General features: G+C 43.0%; 19 protein-coding genes. 7 read left to right on the top strand and 12 right to left on the bottom strand.

Annotated elements, in window-relative coordinates; all coding sequences use genetic code 11:
* Positions 1–109 precede the first annotated feature (109 nt).
* From hemE to QWZ01_RS15955, 7 genes are all read left to right on the top strand, one after another.
* Positions 110–1135, top strand: coding sequence for a uroporphyrinogen decarboxylase (gene hemE, locus QWZ01_RS15985; protein ID WP_290324930.1), 1026 nt, complete (start codon positions 110–112; stop codon positions 1133–1135).
* A gap of 112 nt (positions 1136–1247) precedes the next feature.
* A complete protein-coding gene (hemJ, locus tag QWZ01_RS15980) occupies positions 1248–1781 on the top strand; it encodes a protoporphyrinogen oxidase HemJ (protein ID WP_290324929.1) in 534 nt (177 codons plus the stop codon).
* Positions 1782–2014: 233 nt separating this feature from the next.
* Complete coding sequence (locus tag QWZ01_RS15975) at positions 2015–2584, top strand: RNA polymerase sigma factor (protein ID WP_290325774.1); 570 nt, start codon at positions 2015–2017, stop codon at positions 2582–2584.
* Positions 2568–3329, top strand: coding sequence for a hypothetical protein (locus QWZ01_RS15970; protein ID WP_290324928.1), 762 nt, complete (start codon positions 2568–2570; stop codon positions 3327–3329). The genes QWZ01_RS15975 and QWZ01_RS15970 overlap by 17 nt, the downstream gene beginning before the upstream one ends.
* A 19-nt stretch (positions 3330–3348) precedes the next feature.
* Entirely contained in the window at positions 3349–4158 is an 810-nt protein-coding gene (locus tag QWZ01_RS15965; RefSeq protein WP_290324926.1) for an outer membrane beta-barrel protein, read from the top strand.
* 219 nt (positions 4159–4377) lie between these two features.
* On the top strand, positions 4378–6696 hold the full coding sequence (locus QWZ01_RS15960; RefSeq protein ID WP_290324924.1) for a tetratricopeptide repeat-containing sensor histidine kinase: 2319 nt from the start codon (positions 4378–4380) through the stop codon (positions 6694–6696).
* A 191-nt stretch (positions 6697–6887) separates the two neighbouring features.
* Complete coding sequence (locus tag QWZ01_RS15955; protein ID WP_290324923.1) at positions 6888–7886, top strand: ABC transporter ATP-binding protein; 999 nt, start codon at positions 6888–6890, stop codon at positions 7884–7886.
* 213 nt (positions 7887–8099) lie between these two features.
* On the opposite strand, the gene QWZ01_RS15950 is transcribed toward QWZ01_RS15955, so the two are convergent.
* The 12 genes from QWZ01_RS15950 to ilvD form a co-directional block, all read right to left on the bottom strand.
* Complete coding sequence (locus tag QWZ01_RS15950) at positions 8100–8810, bottom strand: hypothetical protein (protein ID WP_290324922.1); 711 nt, start codon at positions 8808–8810, stop codon at positions 8100–8102.
* A 139-nt stretch (positions 8811–8949) separates the two neighbouring features.
* The gene (ilvA, locus tag QWZ01_RS15945) at positions 8950–10200 is read right to left on the bottom strand and encodes a threonine ammonia-lyase IlvA (RefSeq protein WP_290324920.1); all 1251 of its coding nucleotides are present in this window, start codon (positions 10198–10200) and stop codon (positions 8950–8952) included.
* Between the two features lie 2 nt (positions 10201–10202).
* On the bottom strand, positions 10203–11369 hold the full coding sequence (locus tag QWZ01_RS15940; protein WP_290324919.1) for a 2-isopropylmalate synthase: 1167 nt from the start codon (positions 11367–11369) through the stop codon (positions 10203–10205).
* A gap of 90 nt (positions 11370–11459) precedes the next feature.
* Complete coding sequence (locus QWZ01_RS15935; protein ID WP_290324917.1) at positions 11460–12227, bottom strand: class I SAM-dependent methyltransferase; 768 nt, start codon at positions 12225–12227, stop codon at positions 11460–11462.
* A 13-nt stretch (positions 12228–12240) separates the two neighbouring features.
* Positions 12241–13314 carry a 3-isopropylmalate dehydrogenase gene (leuB, locus tag QWZ01_RS15930; RefSeq protein WP_353959418.1) on the bottom strand — a complete coding sequence of 358 codons (1074 nt, stop codon included), beginning with the start codon at positions 13312–13314 and terminating at the stop codon, positions 12241–12243.
* Between the two features lie 136 nt (positions 13315–13450).
* Complete coding sequence (gene leuD / locus QWZ01_RS15925) at positions 13451–14038, bottom strand: 3-isopropylmalate dehydratase small subunit (RefSeq protein WP_290324913.1); 588 nt, start codon at positions 14036–14038, stop codon at positions 13451–13453.
* Positions 14039–14044: 6 nt separating this feature from the next.
* The gene (locus QWZ01_RS15920) at positions 14045–14383 is read right to left on the bottom strand and encodes an antibiotic biosynthesis monooxygenase family protein (RefSeq protein ID WP_290324911.1); all 339 of its coding nucleotides are present in this window, start codon (positions 14381–14383) and stop codon (positions 14045–14047) included.
* Between the two features lie 108 nt (positions 14384–14491).
* Complete coding sequence (gene leuC, locus QWZ01_RS15915) at positions 14492–15910, bottom strand: 3-isopropylmalate dehydratase large subunit (protein ID WP_290324909.1); 1419 nt, start codon at positions 15908–15910, stop codon at positions 14492–14494.
* 147 nt (positions 15911–16057) lie between these two features.
* Positions 16058–17116: a ketol-acid reductoisomerase gene (gene ilvC, locus QWZ01_RS15910; protein ID WP_290324908.1), complete on the bottom strand. Its 1059-nt coding sequence runs from the start codon at positions 17114–17116 to the stop codon at positions 16058–16060.
* 114 nt (positions 17117–17230) lie between these two features.
* The gene (ilvN, locus tag QWZ01_RS15905; RefSeq protein ID WP_290324906.1) at positions 17231–17836 is read right to left on the bottom strand and encodes an acetolactate synthase small subunit; all 606 of its coding nucleotides are present in this window, start codon (positions 17834–17836) and stop codon (positions 17231–17233) included.
* Between the two features lie 28 nt (positions 17837–17864).
* Positions 17865–19601: a biosynthetic-type acetolactate synthase large subunit gene (ilvB, locus tag QWZ01_RS15900; protein WP_290324905.1), complete on the bottom strand. Its 1737-nt coding sequence runs from the start codon at positions 19599–19601 to the stop codon at positions 17865–17867.
* A 119-nt stretch (positions 19602–19720) separates the two neighbouring features.
* On the bottom strand, positions 19721–21433 hold the full coding sequence (ilvD, locus tag QWZ01_RS15895) for a dihydroxy-acid dehydratase (protein ID WP_290324904.1): 1713 nt from the start codon (positions 21431–21433) through the stop codon (positions 19721–19723).
* Positions 21434–21895: the final 462 nt, after the last annotated feature.

Raw genomic sequence — 21895 nt, 5'->3', positions numbered from 1 at the left:
TTTTTTGTAGGAGAATAAAAGGACATTAAATAGAGTCAAGAGATAAGGATCAGGAGGTAAGACAAAAATCTTATATCTTGCCTCTTGTTTCTTGCCTCTCCTAAAAATTATGAGAGATTCGTTATTAATAAAAGCAGCTTTTTCCGAAAAAACAGAACGCCCACCGGTATGGATGATGCGCCAGGCCGGCAGGTTTATGAAAGAATACTGGGATATCAAAAACAAGTATTCTTTCCTGGAGATGTGCAAAACCCCTGAACTGGCTGCTGATGTTACCATGTTGCCGGTTGATTTGCTGGGGATAGACGGTGCCATCCTGTTTTCGGACATATTGGTTACCGGAGAGGCTATGGGCGGCGACCTGAGCTTTACCAACGGTGTGGGTCCCAAATTTGCCAATCCCGTACGTACACAGGCCGATATTGATAACCTGCAAACCGATGTAACAGATAAGCTGCAATATGTAGCTGATGCTATTAAAGTGATACAACAACGCCTTAACGGCCGTATTCCATTAATTGGGTTCGCAGGCGCTCCGTTTACCGTAATGAGTTATCTGGTAGAGGGCGGATCCACCAAAGATTTTAAATTAACCAAACTCATGCTGCATAATGAGCCCGAGCTGGCTCATCAGCTGTTATCAAAAATAGCTACCGTTACAGCCGATTACCTGAACATGCAAATTGCAGCAGGTGTAAATGCTGTACAGATTTTTGACAGCTGGGCACAAGCGCTGGCCTGGGATGATTATAAAGAGTTTAGCCACTACTATATTCAACAGATTATCAGTAAGCTTAACCGTAAAGATATTCCGGTGATCTCTTTCTGCAAAGGCAGCTCGGTATTTGCTCCGCTGATGGCCGAAGCTCAGCCAGATGTGATCTCTATTGACTGGAACGTTGATCTGCTCGACATCAAAAAGCGTTTACCAGCAGGCATTGCCGTACAGGGGAACCTTGATCCGCATATTTTGTATGCCGATAAAAAAGTAATTAAAGATCGCATATACCGCCTGTTCGACAGGATGAAGGATGAACAGGGTTTCATTTTTAACCTTGGTCACGGCATTATGCCCGACATTCCGTTTGATAACGTGAAGTACGCGGTTGAAGTGATCAAAGAGTACAGGAACTAATAATAAAATATGTCATTTCGAGTGCAGCGTGGTAACCGCGAACAGTACAGAGCGATCTGCAAAGTTCGCGGTTGCTTCGTTCCTCGCAATGACATCGCATAATTCTGGGGGCATGTACGAATACGTAAAAGCTATACATATCATTTTTGTAGTCTGCTGGATGGCGGGGCTGTTTTACATTGTGCGCCTGTTTATTTACCATACTGAAGCACAGGACAAACCCGAGCCTGACCGCGGTATTCTGTCAAAGCAATTTGAGGTGATGGAGAAAAAGCTGTGGTATATCATTACTGTACCCTCTATGCTGCTTACAGTGGCTGCCGGTATCACCATGCTGGTATTACAACCCGGTTGGCTTCACTTTGGCTGGATGCACCTTAAACTTACTTTTGTAGTGGTGCTTATCGGTTACCATCATATTTGCCAAAGCAAAATAAAACAGATGCGTAATGGTGTATTCAAATGGACATCAACCCAGCTGCGCCTCTGGAACGAACTTGCCACAATACTGCTGTTCGCCATAGTTTTCCTGGTGGTACTTAAAAGTGCCCTCAACTGGATTTTCGGCGTTGTTGGCCTGGTTTCATTAGCTATTATTTTGATGATAGCTGTTAAGATCTACAAACGTTACAGGGATAAAAAGTAAAAAGAACGTAATGCTGAACTTGTTTCAGCACCTTTTAGGATAAATAGTCAGACAGCATCTGCACGTGGGATGCCGAAATAAATTCGGCATGACGATGACTATGCGGTCAGTTTTATTACACAATCTTATATTATCCTTTCATACTCGTAAGCCCTTCCAAACACATCCTCTTAAATATTTTTTCTCTGCTATGCAACCATTTATACAGGTATAACATCTTACTGTTATAAATGATGTTTTTGGAACCAACGTTTACCATTCAACAATTGATAGATCGCTGCAAGGCAGGCGAACGTAAAGCGCAGGAATTGCTGTATAAGCAGTTCGCGGCCAAAATGCTTGGCGTTTGCATGCGTTACGCGGTTGACAGAATGGAAGCCGAGGATATGCTGCAGAATGGTTTTATCAAAGTGTTTCAAAAAATAGCCGACTATCGAGGCGAAGGGTCATTTGAAGGCTGGGTAAGGCGTATCATGGTGCACAGCTCAATTGAATACTATCGTAAGCATCATAAAATGCTGCAGGTGGTAAACACAGATGATGCAGCCCATGAACCAGCGGTTGACCAGGTAGCTATATCAAACCTTGATGCGCGGGTATTGCTGGGCCTGATACAACAGCTGGCCCCGGGTTACCGTATCGTATTCAATTTATATGCTCTTGAAGGTTACTCACATAAAGAAATTGCGGCCATGACAGGTATCAGCGAGGGCGCATCAAAATCGCAGCTGTCAAGAGCTCGCGGGATATTAAAAGAACAAATTGCAAAAATGGAGGGTACAAGTTATGGATATGCAGGATAAGGATCTCGACAAACTTTTTCAATCATCGCTTAACGAGCTGGAGATAGAGCCATCTGCACACGTTTGGGGAGAGATTGCCGGTAAGCTGAATGCAGCTGATAGGAAAAGATCAATTGTACCTTATTTAAGTATAGCCGCAGGCTTATTATTGTTAGTTACGGCAGGCCTGTTGTTTATCCCTAAAATGGTTAAGGTTAAAGTTGCTGAAAATGTTAAAATCGCTAAAAATGTAACTCCGGTTAAAGACGTACGGTCTGCAAAAGCTGCTCCAACTCCGGTAGTATCGCTTCAGCAAAACAAAAGCGTGGCAAAGACAGTTATAGCACCTGTTAGCAGCCTGGCGATATTAAAAACTAAGGAGCAGGATAAAAAGGCAGCATACAGTATTGATAAGCATGATGCTGCGTTGGAAAGACAGGCGGATGAACCGGAGTTGGCATTAGCAAGTTATAAGGATAACCTAACAGAACAGGCGGCCGCAGCTAATGATGTAATAAGTTTGCCTGTTAATAATCTGCTGGTAAATGGAAAAAACCAGCAAAAGGTAATTGCGCAATTAACAGAGCCCAAACAAAGGCAGGTTAAAAGGCATCGTATACGTAGCCTGGGAGATGTGTTTAATGTGGTGATTGCAGCGGTTGATAAGCGCGAAGATAAACTCATTGAGTTTTCCAATACCGACGAGGACGATGCCACCATAACAGGGCTTAACCTCGGGATCATCAAAGTGAAAAAAGAAAAATAAATTATATATTACCCGTTATATGAAGCGACTGATTTTTACCATCATCATATGTGTTTTCGCTGCAAGCGCCTTTGCTCAAACCTCTGCCGATTCTGCCCGTACCGATAGTGTGCACAAGAAGAAGGTTAAGGTAAAGCTGGGAATGGGTGACGATGCGCCGTCCATATCCAACGAGCCTGATACAGCTTATCATGCACACAAAGCACCTGGATTTTCGTTCGGCGTAACTTTTTCCAGGATTGACCTGGGTCTGGCAACACTGATAGATCATGGCAGCTTTACTTTATCGCCTAATAACAGGTTTTTAAGTTATCGCCAATGGAAAACAAGCAACTTTGGGTTTGATCTGGTGCAGTTTGGTTACCGCTTTAACCCAGCCTTCAAAATATACGTTTCAGGCGGGTTCGATTGGACGCACATCCGCCTGCGTAATGATATTACCATTCAACGTAACACACCTGTGTTAACCTATACCGAAGATGATATTCATTACAGTAAAAACCGCTTCTCGTCAAGCTATCTGCGCATCCCTTTATCGTTTTACTACCGTAGCCACGAAGATGCCAGCGGCAACTATTTCAGGCTGGTAGCAGGTCCCGAAGTAGGGGTATTGCTAAATGGCCGGGTAAAACAGATAAGCGACGAAAACGGCAAGCAGAAATTTAATGATGATTATCATTTTACTAAACTTCGTAAAGGGGCCTTTGTGCGCATGGGTTATGGCCTAATGGGCATTTATGCCAAATATTACTTTAGCGATATGTTTGAGAACAGCCCCGCGCAGGCTGGTTTAAGAAACTTTTCCTTTGGCTTAACATTGGGCTTTTAAAGCAATGTTTTTGAATTAATTGTGCAATAAATTGTGCAAAAAATGTGTACCTATAAACCTTAAATTAAAAACTTATTCAGGTAGTTTTAGATATTAAAGATTATTTACGATCGGCAGGCTATTATAAACCTCATTTTTTCAAAATACGTTTACACATCTCTATGCACGTATTGTACCTGATTTGAATAGCTGCTGATTTTAAACTTAATATCAGCAAACATGAGGGAAAATATAACTCGTCCGGTTTCATTTTCTTATGTTTTAAAAATGATTGCTTTGTGCTACCGGTATTTAGTGATCATCTCTCTTTGCTGCATTACTCCCTCCCTTGTAAATGCCCAGGTATCTGTCGATAGCCTGAACATGCTGATCAGGAAAACCAAATCAGATACAGCCAGAATTAACCGTTTAAATGATAAAACCGCCGCATTGATAGAGGTGAACCTTGACTCGGCCGCGGAGAATGGCAGCAACACTATTGCCGAAGCGGTGAGGGCAAAATACCCCTTAGGTGAGGCCAACGCCCGGCGCTTAATGGGCACCATATTATCCTTCAAGGGCGATTATGCCTCGGCCCAGAAAAACCTGGTACTGGGCGAAGAAATATATACCCGGTTAGATGATAAAGCCGGGCTGGCCAAAATATATTCGGGCTATGGCATGATGAATGGCATGCAAAGCAAAAACGATAAGTCGATCTTTTTTTATAAAAAGGCCATTGCAGCCGCCGGCGAAATTAAGGACAATCAGTTGCTTAATAAGGCTTATCAAAATATTGCTATTTCCTATCAGCGGCAATCTAACTACACCGAATCACTCACATACTTTCAAAAGGCGCTTAATTTTTTTGAGAGCATCAATGACATCAATTCGCAAAGCTACATCTGGCTCAATATGGGTTTAACCTATAATTTGATGGATGATAACATCAGGGCCGAACAATCATTAAAAAAGGCGGTAAGGCTTGCAAAAAGGGCCGGTATAAAAAATGTAGAGTTGTATGCTTACTCTAATTTATCGGCCACTTATTCTTCGTTAAAAAAATATGATCTGTCATATCATTATGCCATGAACGCGGCTGCAATAGGCAGGCAAACCGGCGACTTAGGGATAACTGCAGCAAGCTTATCAAAGGCTATTATTGCCCTTGCCGATCAAAACCTTTTACCTGAGGCCTTAAAGCTGGGAAAGGAATCCATTGCTGTTGCCGATTCATCAAACCAGCCGTACAGCAAATATCAGATTTATGCCAGTATAGGTAATGTACTTAAAAGGCAGGGTTCATACGGCGATGCCATTTTTTATTTAAACAAAGCTTTTAAAGCTATTAAGGAAACTGATATTGTTGATGACGCAACAGGGCAATCGTACGGTGACCTGGCCGAAGCGTATGAAAAAATAGGTTCGTACAGAAGTGCTTTTAAGACTTATAAACGTTCTTCGCAGATCATCGATTCGCTCAGGAGTACCAAAAATATACGCATGGCCACTGAGCAAAACATGAACTATGAGTACGAAAAAAAGCAACAGGCCCAGCTGGCACTGAAACTGAAGCAGGATGAGGCTAATAAGATCAGGCTAATCATTCTTGTAGCTGTGCTCATTGTATTTTCGGTTATAGCAGTTATATATAGAAATGCTTACCGCAATAAGCAAAAGGCCAACGCTTTGCTAACAAGCCAGAAAAAGGAGATAGAAAGTGCCTTGAGCAAACTTAAAACCACTCAGAAGCAATTGGTTCAGGCTGAAAAGATGGCTTCATTGGGGCAGCTTACTGCTGGTATAGCCCATGAGATTCAGAACCCGCTTAACTTTGTTAATAACTTTAGCGAGGTAAGTGCTGAACTGGCAGGTGAGTTAAAAGAAGAACTGAAAAATGGAAACAGGGAGGAAGCCATTTCCATAGCCGACGACCTGGAACAAAATCTGAATAAAATTCAGCACCATGGCAAGCGGGCCGATAATATTGTTAAAGGCATGCTTGAGCATAGTCGCACGCAAGTTGGCGACAGGCAGGTTGTAAACATAAACACCCTGGCCGAAGAGTTTTTAAGGCTATCCTACCATGGTATGCGGGTTAAAGACCAAGCCTTCGCATCGGAGATCGTAACCAACTTTACCGGCGAAAAGGTGATCGTGGATGGCATACAACAGGATATTGGTCGTGTATTGCTCAATTTATTTAACAATGCCTTTTATTCGGTGAGCCAAAAGCTAAAAAATAATCCTAATAACTATACTCCTAAGGTGGAGATCAAGACCGAAAATGAGGGTGCCTATGCTATCATAAGGATCAAAGATAACGGCAATGGTATACCCGCCGATATTCAGGACAAGATCATGCAACCGTTTTTTACAACCAAGCCATCGGGTGAAGGGACGGGTTTAGGCTTATCGCTTAGCTATGATATTATAGTGAACGGCCACAACGGAACCATCGATTTTAGTACCGCCGAGTCTGAATACACCGAATTCATCATTGCCCTGCCGCGGATTTTGGTAAACAACCCGGTTGATATGGTAAATCATCATTCATGAAATTTGAATTTTTAGAATTGGCAGATCTTTTTGTGTAGCTGTCATGGTGAGCTCGTCGAACCATGGTGGGTAGGCCTCTGCTTGCACCCTCGACAAGTTCAGTGTGACAGATTTCAACCTTCAAATCGGTTCTATATTGGTTTATTACGAGTACTTCATGGAGGTTTACGAATTTTGTATCTTTGCAACCCATGTCAGATACTCCTTTTTTGCAGGCCATTGCAGTAAGTAAAATATTTCCGGGTAAACAGCTTTCCGGCGTTAAAAAAACAGATCTGGTTATACAACCCGGAAAAATAACAGCTATTATTGGCGAAAGCGGTAGCGGTAAAAGCACGTTACTGCGCTTACTTTACGGCTTGATCTCGCCCGATGAAGGAGAGGTACAGTTTAAGGGCGAACGCATCTGGGGGCCTGAAGAGAAACTGATCCCCGGCCATGATGCTATGAAAATGGTTACTCAGCATACCGATGATCTTAACCTTTTTGCCAAGGTGTGGGATAATGTGGCGGCTATGCTTCCGGCAACCGATCTGAAAGCCAAACAGCAAAAAACAGAACAGGTGCTAAAGCAACTGAACATGGCCCACATGGCCGACAGGCGTGTGGCCGACTTAAGCGGTGGCGAAAAGCAGCGTGTGGCTATTGCACGAGCAATAATAACCCGTCCGCAGGTATTGTTGTTGGATGAACCCTTTAACCAGGTGGATACCTCATTCAGAGAGGGGCTGCAACGCGATATCAGGCTGATAGTAAAAGAAACGGGACTTACTGTGGTAATGGTATCACATGACCCGGCAGAAGTGCTCTCCATGGCCGATGACTTGATCGTACTTAAGCAAGGGGAGATATTGGAAGAAGGCACCCCGAAAGCTCTGTATCAATATCCGCAAAATTTGTACACGGCCCAGTTATTAAGCAACTGCAACGTGCTCACAGCCACCGAAGCCAAACTTTGCGGTTTGGAAGTAACCAAAGAGTACGCCGTAATTTATCCTGAATGGATCAAGCTAAAACTTATTACCCAATCCAAAAACTGGACAGTAAAGGAAGTGCAATTCAAAGGCTTTTTTGAAAACCTTATACTGGAGCAAAACGGCAGCCTGCTGCGCGTAGTGAACGAAGAAGCAGACAAATACAACCCAGGCGATAAAGTTGCCGTTAGGGTAGGGAAGTGGCTGGAGTATTGAGATTAATGCATCGTCATGCTGAACTTGTTTCATGACAATCGCTATATATGCCGTAAACTTTACCAATGGGATGCCGAAATAAATTCGGCATGACGGCCTGGGGCTAAAAGAGTAGCTAACAAACCGTAGTCAAGCGCGGCAATCGCGAACATTACAGAGATATTATCAAAGTTCTCGATTGCTTCCTCTTGGCAATGAAACGGTTATTCATTATTACCGAACATATAAACGCAGGTAACCATTCTCGAGTTTCTTTGGGTTCTCATTAAACTCATCTACCACAGTGGCACTGAATTTGGCCTCGAGGTTATAACCTCCGACATCTGTTTGGGTAAAACTGATAACTTTAAATGATGAATTATTTTGAAAACCGGGTTTTAATGAAGTTTTCATTTGTAAAGGAAGCGGGCCGTAAGAAGAAAACGATTTATTGTCGGCTGATACTAAAATAGCTATTCCGTTCTGAGCGTTTTCTCTGCCAAAGTCTTCAGCATATCGTTGGTCGCCTGTATATAATTTAAGAACATCTGCCCTTGATGGCGTATAGAAATTGGGGCCGTTTAAATCCTTTTTATTAAATTTTTTGGCAAAGAATATCTGAAAATAAGCGGTGTTTGATGTTATCAAATTCCCTCTGTAAAATAAAACCGAATCTTTATCACCAACAATATCCCAGTTAAGCATGGTGCCGTTATTGTTGTATACAACTTTTTGATTTACCCCCTGGTTACCACCAGATGTGAAGGTACCTTCGTTATTGGCAATATAAGTTTTGCCATCAATGGTATAGGATACCGAATCTCTTACTCCTAAAATTTCTGCTTTTTTAGCCTCTGTAGAGATGTTTTGTGTTGGATTATCTTTTTTGCAGGATGATACGATAGCCAAAAGCAGGATGGCATGAAAAGTAATAAGGTTTTTCATAAAAGTATTTAATGCAAGGTTATAGATTTTTGGTGTGTTTTACAATATGACCTTATCAATTACTAATGGTTTATTAAAATAACAAAAAAAGCCTGAAGCATTCGTAAATACTTCAGGCTTACAGTAATAATAAATTAGTTTATACGAGATACTCAAACAAAGTCCTATCCTTGTTAAGCTCAATAACGTTGAAGCGATGTGCTATCATGCGTTTAAGCAAAGCAGGATAATCATCGGCCGATTGTAGTTCGATACCTACCAAAGCAGGGCCGTTCTCTTTGTCATTTTTCTTGATAAACTCAAAACGGGTAATATCGTCATGCGGGCCCAGTACGTTGGTCACAAATAATTTCAAAGCACCCGGGCGCTGTGGGAAACGTACAATAAAGTAATGCTTCAGGCCCTCGTACAATAATGATTTCTCTTTGATCTCCTGCATGCGGGCAATATCGTTGTTACCTCCGCTTACTATGCAAACCACTTTTTTGCCTTTTATTTTATCCTTGCAGGCATCCAGTGCTGCTACAGATAGCGCACCAGCCGGTTCAACCACAATGGCATCCTCATTGTAAAGTTTTAATATGGTGGTACAAACCTTTCCTTCAGGAACAAGAAGCATATCGTCCAGTATTTCACGGCAAATCTCGTAAGTTAAAGCACCTACGCGTTTCACTGCGGCACCATCAACAAAACGGTCAATTTCGGGTAAGGTGATAGGCTCACCCTGTTCCAGCGCTTTAAGCATAGATGGGGCCCCTTCAGGTTCAACACCTATCAAATGAATGCCGGATACATTTTGTTTTAAATAAGTTCCGGTACCGGCCGCCAGTCCGCCACCGCCAATGGGCATAATTACGGTCTCAACACCGGGCAGATCCTGTAGTAATTCAACGCCAACAGTACCTTGTCCTTCAATAATACGAGGATTATCAAAAGGAGGGATAAAAGTCATCTGGTGAGCTTCGGTATAAGCCAAAGCTTCGCGCAGGCAATCGTCAAAAGTATCGCCGGTTAAAACTAGTTCAACACTGCCGTGGCCGTGCATTTCTGTTTGAGTAACCTTTTGCTTAGGTGTAATTTCGGGCATAAAAATTACACCCTTAGTACCTAAAGCATTGCAGCTAAAGGCCACGCCCTGCGCATGGTTACCTGCGCTGGCGCAAACTACTCCGCGGCTTAATTGTTCGGCAGTTAGCTGGCTGATCATGTTATAAGCACCGCGCAGTTTGTACGAGCGTACAATTTGCAGGTCCTCACGTTTCAGATATATTTCACAATCGTACCGGGCCGACAGGCCGGCATTATATTCCAGCGGAGTGCGCCTTACAACACCTTTAAGGCGTTCATAAGCCGACTCGAAATCAAGCTGGTTCTTAGTGTCAGTTTCCATTTTTAATTTTTTACCAGCTTATGCGCAACCAAACTCAACAAGTCATCATCATTGATGTCGAGCTTAGCATCGGCAAGGGTTAAAAAGCTGTTGTATGCCTCTGCCAGTTCTTCTTTGTTTAAATTGAAGCCCAGGCGTTCTAAGTGAAATTTAAGCGCGTGCCTGCCGCTGCGTGCGGTAAGTACAATGGTGGCACTCGGGAATCCTACATCCTCAGGACGAATGATCTCATAATTTTCACGCATTTTCAGGAAACCATCCTGATGAATGCCCGAGCTGTGTGCAAAGGCATTGGCGCCAACTATAGCTTTATTTGGCTGTACCGGCATGCGCATTTGCGTACGGATCATCTGGCTCAATTCATAGAATCTTTTAGAGTCGATGTTGGTATGTAAACCTAATGTTTGGTGTGTTTTCAGGATCATGACCACCTCCTCAATTGAGGTATTGCCTGCACGTTCGCCGATGCCGTTAATGGTACCTTCAATCTGGCGTGCGCCGTTCTGTAAGCCGGCAATAGAGTTGGCAGTAGCCAAACCAAGGTCATTATGACAATGTACCGAAATAATGGCTTTGTCAATATTCTTAACGTTCTCTTTCAGGAAGCGGATCTTGCTGCCATACTGATCGGGCAGGCAGTAGCCGTTAGTATCCGGGATATTAACTACAGTGGCACCGGCGGAAATCACAGCCTCAACCATTTTAGCTAAATATTCTACATCAGCACGACCGGCATCTTCGGCGTAAAACTCAATATCTTCAACGGCACGTTTGGCATATTTTACAGCTTCAACGGCACGCTCCAGAATTTCTTCGCGGGTGCTGTTAAATTTATGCTTGATGTGCATATCAGACGAGCCGATACCTGTATGTATACGCGGACGTTTGGCATATTTTAATGATTCGATAGCGGCATCAATATCACCTTTGTTTGCACGGGTTAGTGCACAAACGGTAGGTTCTTTAACTGCCTTTGAAATTTCAACAACGCTGTTAAAATCGCCAGGGCTTGAAACCGGAAAGCCTGCTTCAATGATATCCACGCCCAGCAGCTCCAGCTCTTTGGCTATCTCAATTTTTTCGGGGGTTGTTAACTGGCAACCCGGTACCTGCTCGCCATCACGCAGCGTGGTATCAAAAACATAAACGCGGTTGGGATCGTGTAACATATCTTTTGTTTTTTTAGTTGTACGTATTACGTTTTAAGTTTTACGTTATTTAATTATTTATTATCTGTTGTACGTAAAACGTATAACCTATCATTCTTTCACTGCCACAAACCGTAACCTTTTATAATCGGCATACCATTGGCCGCCTTCGTTATAGTAGGGCTCGAGTTTCTGGGTTATTTCTTTTAATATCTGTGGTTTCTCCTCATCGGGAATACCTTCCAGGAATTGTGCACCAAACATAGTTACCCATTTGGCCACACCCTGATCGCCATCCTGCAGCGGAGTTTTGCGGTCATAAAGAATAGCATAAGTCACCTTAAAACCGTGTTCCTCTAATTTTGTGGCCTGCTCGGCAATAGAAGGGAAGTACCATATCTTGGTATCAGCCTGCTCGGTATAACCATGATTTTGCAATACTAACTGGGTCGACTCAATTAAATGGCCAACATTTCCTTTGCCACCCATTTCGGCCACAAAGCGGCCGCCATGTTTCAGGCTATTATATACACTGCGCATCATACCGTTTTGATCAAGCACCCAATGCAGCGCCGCGTTTGAAAATACGGCATCATAAGGCTTATCGGTAAAAAAGTCGGCAGCATTTTCAATTTCAAAATCAACTTCCGGATATTTTTCCTTTGCCTGCGCAATCATATCGGGCGAAAGATCGGTGCCTTTTACTATAGCCCCTTTATCCTGTATTTGTTTTGTTAAATGGCCTGTTCCGCAACCGAGGTCAAGTATATATTCGCCGGGTTTAGCATCCAGTAATTCCAACACATCTTCGCCGTATTGAAATACGAAGGCATGTTTTTCATCATACAGATCGGCGTTCCATTTCATTGCTTTTTTCATCGGCCTTAAATATTTAGCTCAAATACTCTAACACTTTTTGGCCCATGGCTGTGGTGCCTAAAATTTTGCTTTTATCGGTATTAGCATCAGCAATGTCGCCGGTGCGGTAACCTTGTTTAAGCGTTTTGTCAATAGCTGATGTGATCAGTTTGGCTTCTTCTTTTAATCCGAAGCTGATCTCCAGCATCAATGCTACTGATAATATGGATGCCAGCGGGTTGGCTTTATCCTGCCCCGCAATGTCATGTGCCGAACCGTGGATAGGCTCAAAAAAGCCGGTACCATCACCAACCGATGCTGATGCCAGCATACCCATTGAACCTGCAATTTGCGATGCCTCATCAGTTAAAATATCACCAAAAAGGTTAGCGGTTAATACCACATCAAACTTTTTAGGGTTTTTAACCAGCTGCATAGCGGCATTATCAATAAACATGTGCTCGGTTTCAACATCAGGATATTGTTTGGCAATTTCCTGTACCACCTCGCGCCACAGGCGTGAAGCTTCCAGTACGTTGGCTTTATCAACTGAACATAATTTTTTACCGCGTACACGAGCAGCCTCGTATGCTTTGATAGCGATACGCTCGACTTCATAACGGGAATAGATCATCAGGTCAGAAGCGGTATTCCTATCTTCGCTGCGTTTTTTCTCGCCGAAATAAACATCGCCTGTAAGCTCGCGGAAAAACAGGATATCAGTTCCTTTCAATATCTCCGGTTTCAGGCTCGATGCATCAAGCAGTTCATCAAACAGCATGATAGGGCGCAGGTTGGCATACAAACCAAGTTCCTTGCGTATTTTCAACAACCCTTGCTCTGGACGAACCTTTGCTGACGGATCATTATCGTATTTGATGTGACCAATAGCTCCAAATAAAATGGCATCACTGACCTTAGCCTTTTCAAGTGTTTCATCGGGTAGCGGATTGCCGGTAGCTTCAATACCTGCGTGGCCCATCAGGGCTTCGTCGAAGGTAAATTCGTGACCAAACTGCTGACCAATCTTTTCCAAAACGGCCTTACCCCATGTTGTTACTTCGGGCCCGATACCATCACCGGGTATTACTAATATATGTTTTTTAATTCCCATGTTAAATTCAATTCGTCATTACGAAAGCTTCATCCAATCCTCTCCAAAGGGGAGGGCTTCTAAAAACTTTTTAAAGTCTCCCCTTTTGGGGGAGATTTAGAGGGAGCTTTTTTCAATTACGCTTGGTTAATTATTTGCCTTCAAACTCCTCAATTAATTCCTTTTTGCTCAGGATGTAATCAATATCATCATAACCATTGGTCATGCAGGCTTTTTTGTAGGGGTTAACCTCGAATGTTTCCTGTTCGCCGGTGGCTACTATTTTGATAAACTGATCAACCAGGTCAATTTCAACGGCTGCGGTATGGTCGGCATAAACAGCATCAAAGATCTTCTTTAAAAAATCTTCGCTTACCTGTACCGGCAGCAAGCCATTGTTTAGGGCGTTGCCTTTAAATATATCTGCAAAAAAGCTGCTTACAACTGCGTCGAAACCGTAATCGGCAATGGCCCAGGCAGCGTGTTCACGGCTACTGCCGCAACCGAAGTTTTTACCGGCAACCAGTATTTTACCGCTGAAGTTCGGGTTGTTGAGCACAAATTCCTCTTTAGGGTTATCGTTCTCGTCAAAACGCCAATCGCGGAATAAGTTATTGCCAAAACCATCGCGGGTAGTGGCCTTTAAAAAACGAGCAGGGATGATCTGGTCGGTATCGATGTTCTCGATAGGCAGAGGCACCACGCTGGTTTGTATATGTTTGAATATTTTGGTTGCCATCTTTTTTTAGATTTGAGATGTTTGATAAGAAACGGAGGGGCTTGCGGCACCCGCTATCTCTGTATCTTTATAATGTTCAACAGTAGGGAAAGGATCATAAAAATGATGTAATAAAGCTTTCCACTCCTGGTATTCTTTTGATTGTCTGAAGCCTACGGTATGATCAGTTAATATATCCCACTCAACCAGCAGTAGGTACCGGCTTTCGTTTTCAATACATTGCTTAAGCTGATGACTGATATACCCTGTCATTTTTGATATGATGGCCTGAGCTTTTGAAAACGCTTTCACAAAAGCATCTTGCTGGCCCGGTATCACATTTAAAATGGCAACTTCTAATATCATGCTATTTTCTTTTTGTCATTGCGAGGAACGAAGCAATCGCGAATCAGGTTATTCGCTCTGCACAGTTCGCGATTGCCACGCTATGCTCGCAATGACATATTATTGTTATTAGCTAACTAACTCTTCTTCTTTCAGAAAGGTTCTGATATCTGTAACCTTACCGGTAATTGCTGATGCTGCCGCGGTAAGCGGGCTGGCCAGGAAGGTGCGGCTGTTAGGGCCTTGTCTGCCTTCAAAATTACGGTTTGAGGTAGATACACAGTATTTGCCAGCCGGTATTTTATCCTCATTCATACCCAGGCAGGCACTGCATCCTGGTTCGCGGAGCGGGAAACCTGCTTCGTTAAATATCTTGTCGAGCCCTTCGCGTATAGCTTGTTCCTGTACCTGTTTTGATCCTGGAACTACCCATACGGTCACATTATCGGCCTTGTGTTTACCTTTTACAAATTCGGCTACCTGGCGCAAGTCCTCAATGCGCGAGTTGGTACAGCTGCCGATGAAAACATAGTCGATAGGTTTGCCTAACAGTTGTTCATCATCATGCAGGCCCATATATTCCAGGGCTTTTTTGTATGATCCTTGTTCTTTGGCTTCAAACGAAGCAGTTTCAGGAACGTGTTGTGTTACACCAATACCCATACCCGGATTAGTTCCGTAGGTGATCATTGGCTCAATGTCTTCTGCCCTAAAGGATAATACTTCATCAAACTGAGCATCAGCATCAGAGTATAAAGTTTTCCAGTAAGCTACGGCCTTATCCCACTCTTCGCCTTTAGGCGCAAACTCACGGCCTTTTACATATTCAATGGTGGTTTCGTCGGGAGCAATTAAGCCGCAACGAGCACCCATTTCAATGCTCATGTTACAGATGGTCATACGGCCTTCCATACTTAATGAGCGGATGGTATCGCCTGCATATTCCACAGCATAACCTGTACCGCCTGCGGCAGATATCTGCGAAATAATATACAGGATAATGTCTTTAGCACCAACACCTTTGTGCAGCTTGCCGTTTACTTCAATCTTCATCCTTTTAGGGCGCGATTGCAGCAAACACTGGGTTGCCATTACTTGCTCAACTTGCGATGTACCTATACCAAACGCAATAGCACCAAAGGCACCGTGTGTTGAGGTATGGCTATCGCCGCACACATAAGTACCACCAGGGCGGGTAATGCCCAGCTCGGGGCCTATTACGTGTACTATACCCTGAAAAGGGTGACCCAAGCCGTATAACTCAATACCAAACTCTTTACAGTTTTTGGTGAGCATATCAACCTGGTAGCGGGAAAGTTCTTCTTTGATTGGGAGGTGCTGATCAATTGTAGGAACGTTATGATCTGCAGTGGCCACTGTTTGTTTGGGCCTGAAAACAGGTAATCCTCTGGTGCGTAAGCCATCAAATGCCTGCGGACTGGTTACCTCGTGAATGAAATGTGTGTCGATGTATAAAATATCAGGAAAACCCTCGTTGCTACTGACGACGTGTGCATCCCATATCTTATCAAATAATGTTTGTCCCATGATAGTATCAAGTATTTAGTATCAAGTATCAAGTAAGCCTCTTTAACCTGATACTGGTATTGTTTTATTAGTAAGTAACAAGTATTTAATACCTGGTGCATCAAAAAATCCTGATACCAGATACTAAATACTTGATACTAAAAAGGCTTATGCTTCTACAACCTGGTTTTCAGGGCGTAAGCTGCGTACAGTTTTACCTGCCTGCCATAATTCGCTTTCGCGTAATTCTTTCAATTCCGCGTCTAATTTTTCGCGGTAATCTGGCTGGCTGTTTGAATCTATAGAACGTTGTGACTCTTTGCCTGTAGCAACGCTTTCGTATAATTCTTCAAATACCGGTTTAGTGGCGTCACGGAATTTTTTCCACCAATCTAACGCACCGCGTTGAGCTGTGGTTGAGCAATTGGCATACATCCAATCCATACCGTTTTCAGCAACCAGTGGCATTAATGATTGAGTTAACTCTTCAACAGTTTCGTTAAAAGCCTCAGATGGAGAGTGGCCTTTGCTGCGCAATACATCATACTGAGCCGCGAAGATACCCTGGATACAACCCATCAGTGTACCACGCTCGCCGGTTAAATCGCTGTATACTTCTTTTTTGAAGTTAGTTTCAAACAGGTAACCGCTACCTACAGCAATACCTAATGCAATAACACGGTCAAATGCTTTACCGGTAGCATCCTGGAAAATAGCATAGCTTGAGTTTAAGCCACGGCCTTGCAGGAACATACGACGTAATGAAGTTCCTGAACCTTTAGGAGCAACCAAAAATACGTCAACATCTGCAGGAGGTACAATGCCGGTTTGCTCATTGAAAGTGATACCAAAACCATGAGAAAAATAAAGTGCTTTACCAGGAGTTAAGTGTTTTTTAACAGTTGGCCATAAAGCAATCTGAGCTGCATCGCTTAATAAGTAGCAAATAACAGTTCCTCTTTCTAAAGCTTCTTCAATTTCAAAAAGAGTTTCGCCCGGTACAAAGCCATCACTTACGGCTTTATCCCATGTTTTGGTGCCTTTACGCTGACCAACAATTACATTAATACCATTATCTTTTTGGTTTAATGCCTGGCCTGGGCCTTGTACGCCATAGCCAATTACCGCTACAACTTCATCTTTTAATACTTCCTGAGCTTTTGATAAAGGGAACTCTTCGCGGGTTACTACGTTTTCTTCAGTGCCGCCGAAATTTAGTTTTGCCATTGTTTTGTTTATTTTATTGATTTTGATGATGGCCACTTTTTAAAGTGGTATCACCGATTAATTTGCTGTTAATAATTTATCTATTGTCATTGCTACACTCGCAATAACATTTTTCTACATTGTAAATACCTTTTGCCCTTGATTGAGGTATTCGTTTTCGATAACATCTTCACCTGGTTCAAGTCTTTCAAACTCGCGCAGTTTGCGGTTAAAGCCATCGCTATCTTTGATGATAGCCACGCGTGCGCTCCTAACAAACTCAATGAGGCCGTAAGGCTGTAATATATTGATCAGGTTGTCGGTCTCTTCGCGATGACCGGTGGTTTCAAATACTGTATAATCTTTACGCAGCACAACCACACGTGCGCCGTTTTCGCGCAGTAAACGTTCAACACTTACCTTCTCGGCAATAACATCTGTTGATACTTTATATAACGCTAATTCCTGCCAAATCACGTCTTCATTGGTATGATAGTATACTTTTAATACCTCTACCTGTTTTTCAATCTGGCGGGTAAGCTTGCGTACTACATCTTCCGATTCGGTGATCACTATGTTAAATCGATGAATACGTTCAATTTCTGATGGCGACGTATTCAGGCTTTCGATATTGATTTTTCGGCGTGTAAATATAATAGCTATCCGGTTTAATAAACCAATTTGGTTTTCGGTATAAACCGTGATGTTAAATTCCTGTTTCTCTGTATCTTGATTGCTCATAATTTGTTTTGTTAAAGTTTAGGGCTGATTATTTAAGCCTGATTTCGCTTACACTACATCCTTGCGGCACCATCGGGAACACATTGTTTTCCTTGGTTACCATCACTTCTAAAAGGAACGAACCTTTGTTGCTCAGCATTTCATTTAATGCCGCAGGCAGATCCGTACGATCTTCAATCCGTTTTCCCGGGATTCTATAAGCCGCAGCCAGGGCAACAAAATCAGGGCTCTGAATATCTACAAATGAGTAACGGCGTTCGTTAAACAATTCCTGCCATTGTCTTACCATACCTAAAAAGCGGTTATTCAGAATAATTATCTTTACATCGATACCGCTTTGCATAATGGTACCCAGTTCCTGCAAGGTCATCTGGAAACCACCATCACCAATAATGGCTACAACGGTACGGTCTTGAGCCCCAAACTTAGCGCCGATGGCAGCAGGCAGGGCAAAGCCCATTGTACCTAAGCCGCCACTGGTAACGTTGCTGCGGGTGTTATTGAACTTAGCATAACGGCAGGCCACCATTTGGTGCTGACCTACGTCGGTTACAATAATAGCTTCGCCTTTGGTTATCTCGTTCAGTTGTTTAATAACCTCGCCCATGGTCATTTCAGGCGTGGTTGGGTTAAGTTCCTGATGAATTACCGCTTCAACTTCCTGTTGAGTGTAATCATGGAATTTATTTATCCACTCGGTATGTTGTTTTTGCTCAATGGCTTTGGTAAGCAAAGGCAGGGTTTCTTTACAGTCGCCCCATACCGGTACGGTTGATTTAACGTTTTTATCAATCTCGGCAGGGTCAATGTCCAGATGGATCACTTTAGCTTGCTTGGCGTATTTATCAAGGCGGCCTGTTACACGGTCGTCAAAACGCATACCGATGGCTATCAGTACATCGCATTCGTTGGTTAATACGTTGGGGCCATAGTTGCCGTGCATACCCAGCATACCCACGTTTTGAGGGTGATCTGTTGGGATGGCACCTGCACCTAAAACTGTCCATGCTGCAGGGATACCGCTTTTTTCGATAAAAGTTTTGAACTCCTGCTCGGCACTACCCAATATTACACCCTGACCCCAAATGATAAATGGTTTTTTAGCCTGATTTATCAATTCGGCAGCTTCCTGTATGTATTGTGTACGTACAATAGGTTTTGGCCTGTAGCTGCGGATATGGTTGCAAGGGGTATAACCCTGAAAATTAAATTTTTGTATCTGCGCGTTTTTGGTAATATCGATTAACACTGGTCCGGGGCGGCCGCTTTTAGCTATGTAAAAAGCTTTGGCAATTACCTCAGGAATTTCGTTGGCATCAGTTACCTGGTAGTTCCATTTGGTTACCGGGGTGGTGATGTTGATCACGTCGGTTTCCTGGAAAGCATCTGTACCTAAAAGGTGCGCGAATACCTGCCCGGTGATACATACTAATGGTGTGCTATCTATCTGGGCATCGGCCAGGCCGGTTACCAGGTTGGTTGCACCGGGGCCGCTGGTTGCAAATACAACACCTACTTTGCCCGAAGTACGCGCATAGCCTTGCCCTGCATGGATACCACCCTGTTCATGACGGACCAGGATGTGGTTCAGTTTATCATTATAATCAAACAGAGCATCATAGATGGGCATGATAGCGCCACCCGGATAGCCGAAGATGGTATCAACACCTTCAACAATTAATGCCTCCAATAATGCTACTGATCCTGAAACTTCTACCGCTGTTGTTGTAGCCGGTGTAGTTAGTGTTTCCTGTGCAACTTCCATAGTGTGTTGGGTATTATGTTGTATGTTATTATTGTTTTACGTAGTACGTTTTACGTGATACGTTTTTATTTTATTACCATTTTCAATTGTGTACAACTTAAAACGTTATACGTATAACCTTATGGCATTTCGTCGGTTACGCAACCTTCGGCTGCTGTGCTTACCGTTTTGGCATATCTGTATAATAAGCCTTTGCTTACCTTTAAAGCTGGTTGTACCCATGCTGCTTTACGGGCTGCAAATTCTTCATCGCTTATCATTACGTTGATGGTGCGGTTAACAGCATCAATAAATATGCGGTCTTCATCCTTTACAAAGGCGATACCACCACCATCATAAGCTTCTGGTGTAATGTGACCAACCACAAAACCGTGTGTACCGCCAGAAAAACGACCATCGGTGATTAATGCTACCGAGCTACCTAAACCGGCGCCAAATATGGCCGATGTTGGTTTAAGCATTTCCGGCATACCCGGTGCGCCCTTAGGGCCCACGTTGCGGATAACTACCACATCGCCCGATTTAACACGGCCGCTTTGTATACCATGTATCAGTTCAAACTCGCCATCAAATACACGGGCAGGACCTTCAAAGCTGGTGCCTTCTTTACCGGTAATTTTGGCTACGCTGCCGCCTTCGGCAAGGTTTCCGTACAATATCTGTAAGTGACCGGTAGCCTTAATTGGATTGGTAGCCGGGAAAATAATTTTTTGTGTTTCAAAACTCAACTCCGGAACCTCAGCTAAATTCTCAGCAATGGTTTTTCCGGTAACGGTTAAGCAGTCGCCATTTAACCAACCCTGGCTTAAGCAGTATTTCATTACGGCAGGTACACCACCAATGTTGTGGAGGTCTTCCATCATGTATTTACCGCTTGGCTTCATATCGGCAAGAACCGGGATACGGTTACTTACCGCCTGAAAATCATCCTGGGTTACTTTAACACCAACGCTTTTAGCCATTGCTATCAGGTGCAATACCGCATTGGTTGAACCACCTAATACCATTATCACTACCATAGCATTTTCAAATGCCTCGCGGGTCATGATATCTGATGGTTTAATATCTTTTTCTAACAACACCTTGATAGCTTTACCGGCGGCAAGGCATTCTGCCTTTTTATCTTCGCTTAATGCAGGGTTTGATGATGAGTATGGCAAACTCATACCCAATGCCTCAATAGCGGCAGCCATGGTATTGGCGGTATAGATACCACCACAGGCACCAGCGCTCGGGCAGGCATTCTTGATAACGCCCATAAAATCTACATCATCTATCTGGCCGGCGATCTTTTTGCCTAAAGCTTCAAATGCCGAAACAATGTTCAGGTCTTCACCTTTCCAGTGGCCTGGTTTAATAGTGCCACCATATACCATGATTGATGGACGGTTTAAACGACCCATAGCCATGATAGAGCCAGGCATGTTTTTATCGCAGCCTGGCAGGGTGATCAAACCGTCATAATATTGAGCACCAGTAACAGCCTCAATGGAATCGGCAATAATATCACGGCTCATTAATGAGTAGCGCATACCTTCTGTACCGTTGCTCATGCCATCGCTTACACCAATGGTATGGAATATAAGGCCTACCAAATTCTCATCCCAGATGCCTTGTTTAACCAGCTTAGCCAGATCGTTCAGGTGCATGTTGCAGGTGTTGCCATCGTAGCCCATGCTGGCAACGCCAACCTGTGCCTTTTCCATATCGTCATCGGTTAAACCTATTCCGTATAACATGGCCTTGGCGGCAGGCTGTGTTTCGTCCTGCGTAAAAGTTTTGCTGTACTTGTTCAATTCTATAGCCGCTGTAGTATCTGATGATGAACTCATTTTTGTTTATTATGATAGCCTTATTAGTAAATGATTTAGTATGCTGATCCGGGTTTATGTATACTGTGCGAATCTGTATTTGTAAGGTAGATATAGCCGTAAAAAATAGCAAGGATCAGAAAAAATATTTTCAAAAAGTATTTTATTTTGTTATTTAATTATTAAAAAAATTTAATTCTTTACATAGTATAAATATAGAAATTAAATATGTTATAAAATATACCAAAGTTCAAAACGGTATTCGGTACAAATTTTATGCATGCATAGTAAGTTGTTGATTTTCTTCCTGAAACGAGTAAAATACCGCTATTACTTGTGTAAAATCTACTTGCTATGCCTTATGTGATTTTAGCTATTGAAGTTGCCTTACGGTTACTTCATACTTTAAAATTCAGCCCTCTTAATTTAATTAACTTTTAAACTTCAGGTCGTAAAAAAAGGGTTCAGTTTGTTCAGTGTACT

Origin of the sequence: Mucilaginibacter aquaedulcis, assembly GCF_030409325.1 — a bacterium.
Classification (GTDB): domain Bacteria; phylum Bacteroidota; class Bacteroidia; order Sphingobacteriales; family Sphingobacteriaceae; genus Mucilaginibacter; species Mucilaginibacter aquaedulcis.
The sequence above is the reverse complement of the archived record's forward strand: the minus strand, read 5'-3'. Positions and strand labels throughout refer to the sequence as shown.

Bases quoted from the DNA above. Each gene is read 5' to 3' on its own strand.
- QWZ01_RS15935 (WP_290324917.1), bottom strand. From the start codon at position 12,227: ATGAAAAAAGCAATGAAATGGAACGCCGATCTGTATGATGAAAAACAT.
- ilvN (WP_290324906.1), bottom strand. From the start codon at position 17,836: ATGAGCAATCAAGATACAGAGAAACAGGAATTTAACATCACGGTTTAT.
- ilvC (WP_290324908.1), bottom strand. From the start codon at position 17,116: ATGGCAAAACTAAATTTCGGCGGCACTGAAGAAAACGTAGTAACCCGC.
- hemE (WP_290324930.1), top strand. From the start codon at position 110: ATGAGAGATTCGTTATTAATAAAAGCAGCTTTTTCCGAAAAAACAGAA.
- leuC (WP_290324909.1), bottom strand. From the start codon at position 15,910: ATGGGACAAACATTATTTGATAAGATATGGGATGCACACGTCGTCAGT.
- ilvD (WP_290324904.1), bottom strand. From the start codon at position 21,433: ATGAGTTCATCATCAGATACTACAGCGGCTATAGAATTGAACAAGTAC.
- ilvA (WP_290324920.1), bottom strand. From the start codon at position 10,200: ATGGAAACTGACACTAAGAACCAGCTTGATTTCGAGTCGGCTTATGAA.
- QWZ01_RS15970 (WP_290324928.1), top strand. From the start codon at position 2,568: ATGGATATGCAGGATAAGGATCTCGACAAACTTTTTCAATCATCGCTT.
- QWZ01_RS15975 (WP_290325774.1), top strand. From the start codon at position 2,015: ATGTTTTTGGAACCAACGTTTACCATTCAACAATTGATAGATCGCTGC.
- QWZ01_RS15965 (WP_290324926.1), top strand. From the start codon at position 3,349: ATGAAGCGACTGATTTTTACCATCATCATATGTGTTTTCGCTGCAAGC.
- QWZ01_RS15920 (WP_290324911.1), bottom strand. From the start codon at position 14,383: ATGATATTAGAAGTTGCCATTTTAAATGTGATACCGGGCCAGCAAGAT.
- QWZ01_RS15940 (WP_290324919.1), bottom strand. From the start codon at position 11,369: ATGTTACACGATCCCAACCGCGTTTATGTTTTTGATACCACGCTGCGT.
- ilvB (WP_290324905.1), bottom strand. From the start codon at position 19,601: ATGGAAGTTGCACAGGAAACACTAACTACACCGGCTACAACAACAGCG.
- QWZ01_RS15960 (WP_290324924.1), top strand. From the start codon at position 4,378: ATGAGGGAAAATATAACTCGTCCGGTTTCATTTTCTTATGTTTTAAAA.
- hemJ (WP_290324929.1), top strand. From the start codon at position 1,248: ATGTACGAATACGTAAAAGCTATACATATCATTTTTGTAGTCTGCTGG.
- leuD (WP_290324913.1), bottom strand. From the start codon at position 14,038: ATGGCAACCAAAATATTCAAACATATACAAACCAGCGTGGTGCCTCTG.
- QWZ01_RS15955 (WP_290324923.1), top strand. From the start codon at position 6,888: ATGTCAGATACTCCTTTTTTGCAGGCCATTGCAGTAAGTAAAATATTT.
- QWZ01_RS15950 (WP_290324922.1), bottom strand. From the start codon at position 8,810: ATGAAAAACCTTATTACTTTTCATGCCATCCTGCTTTTGGCTATCGTA.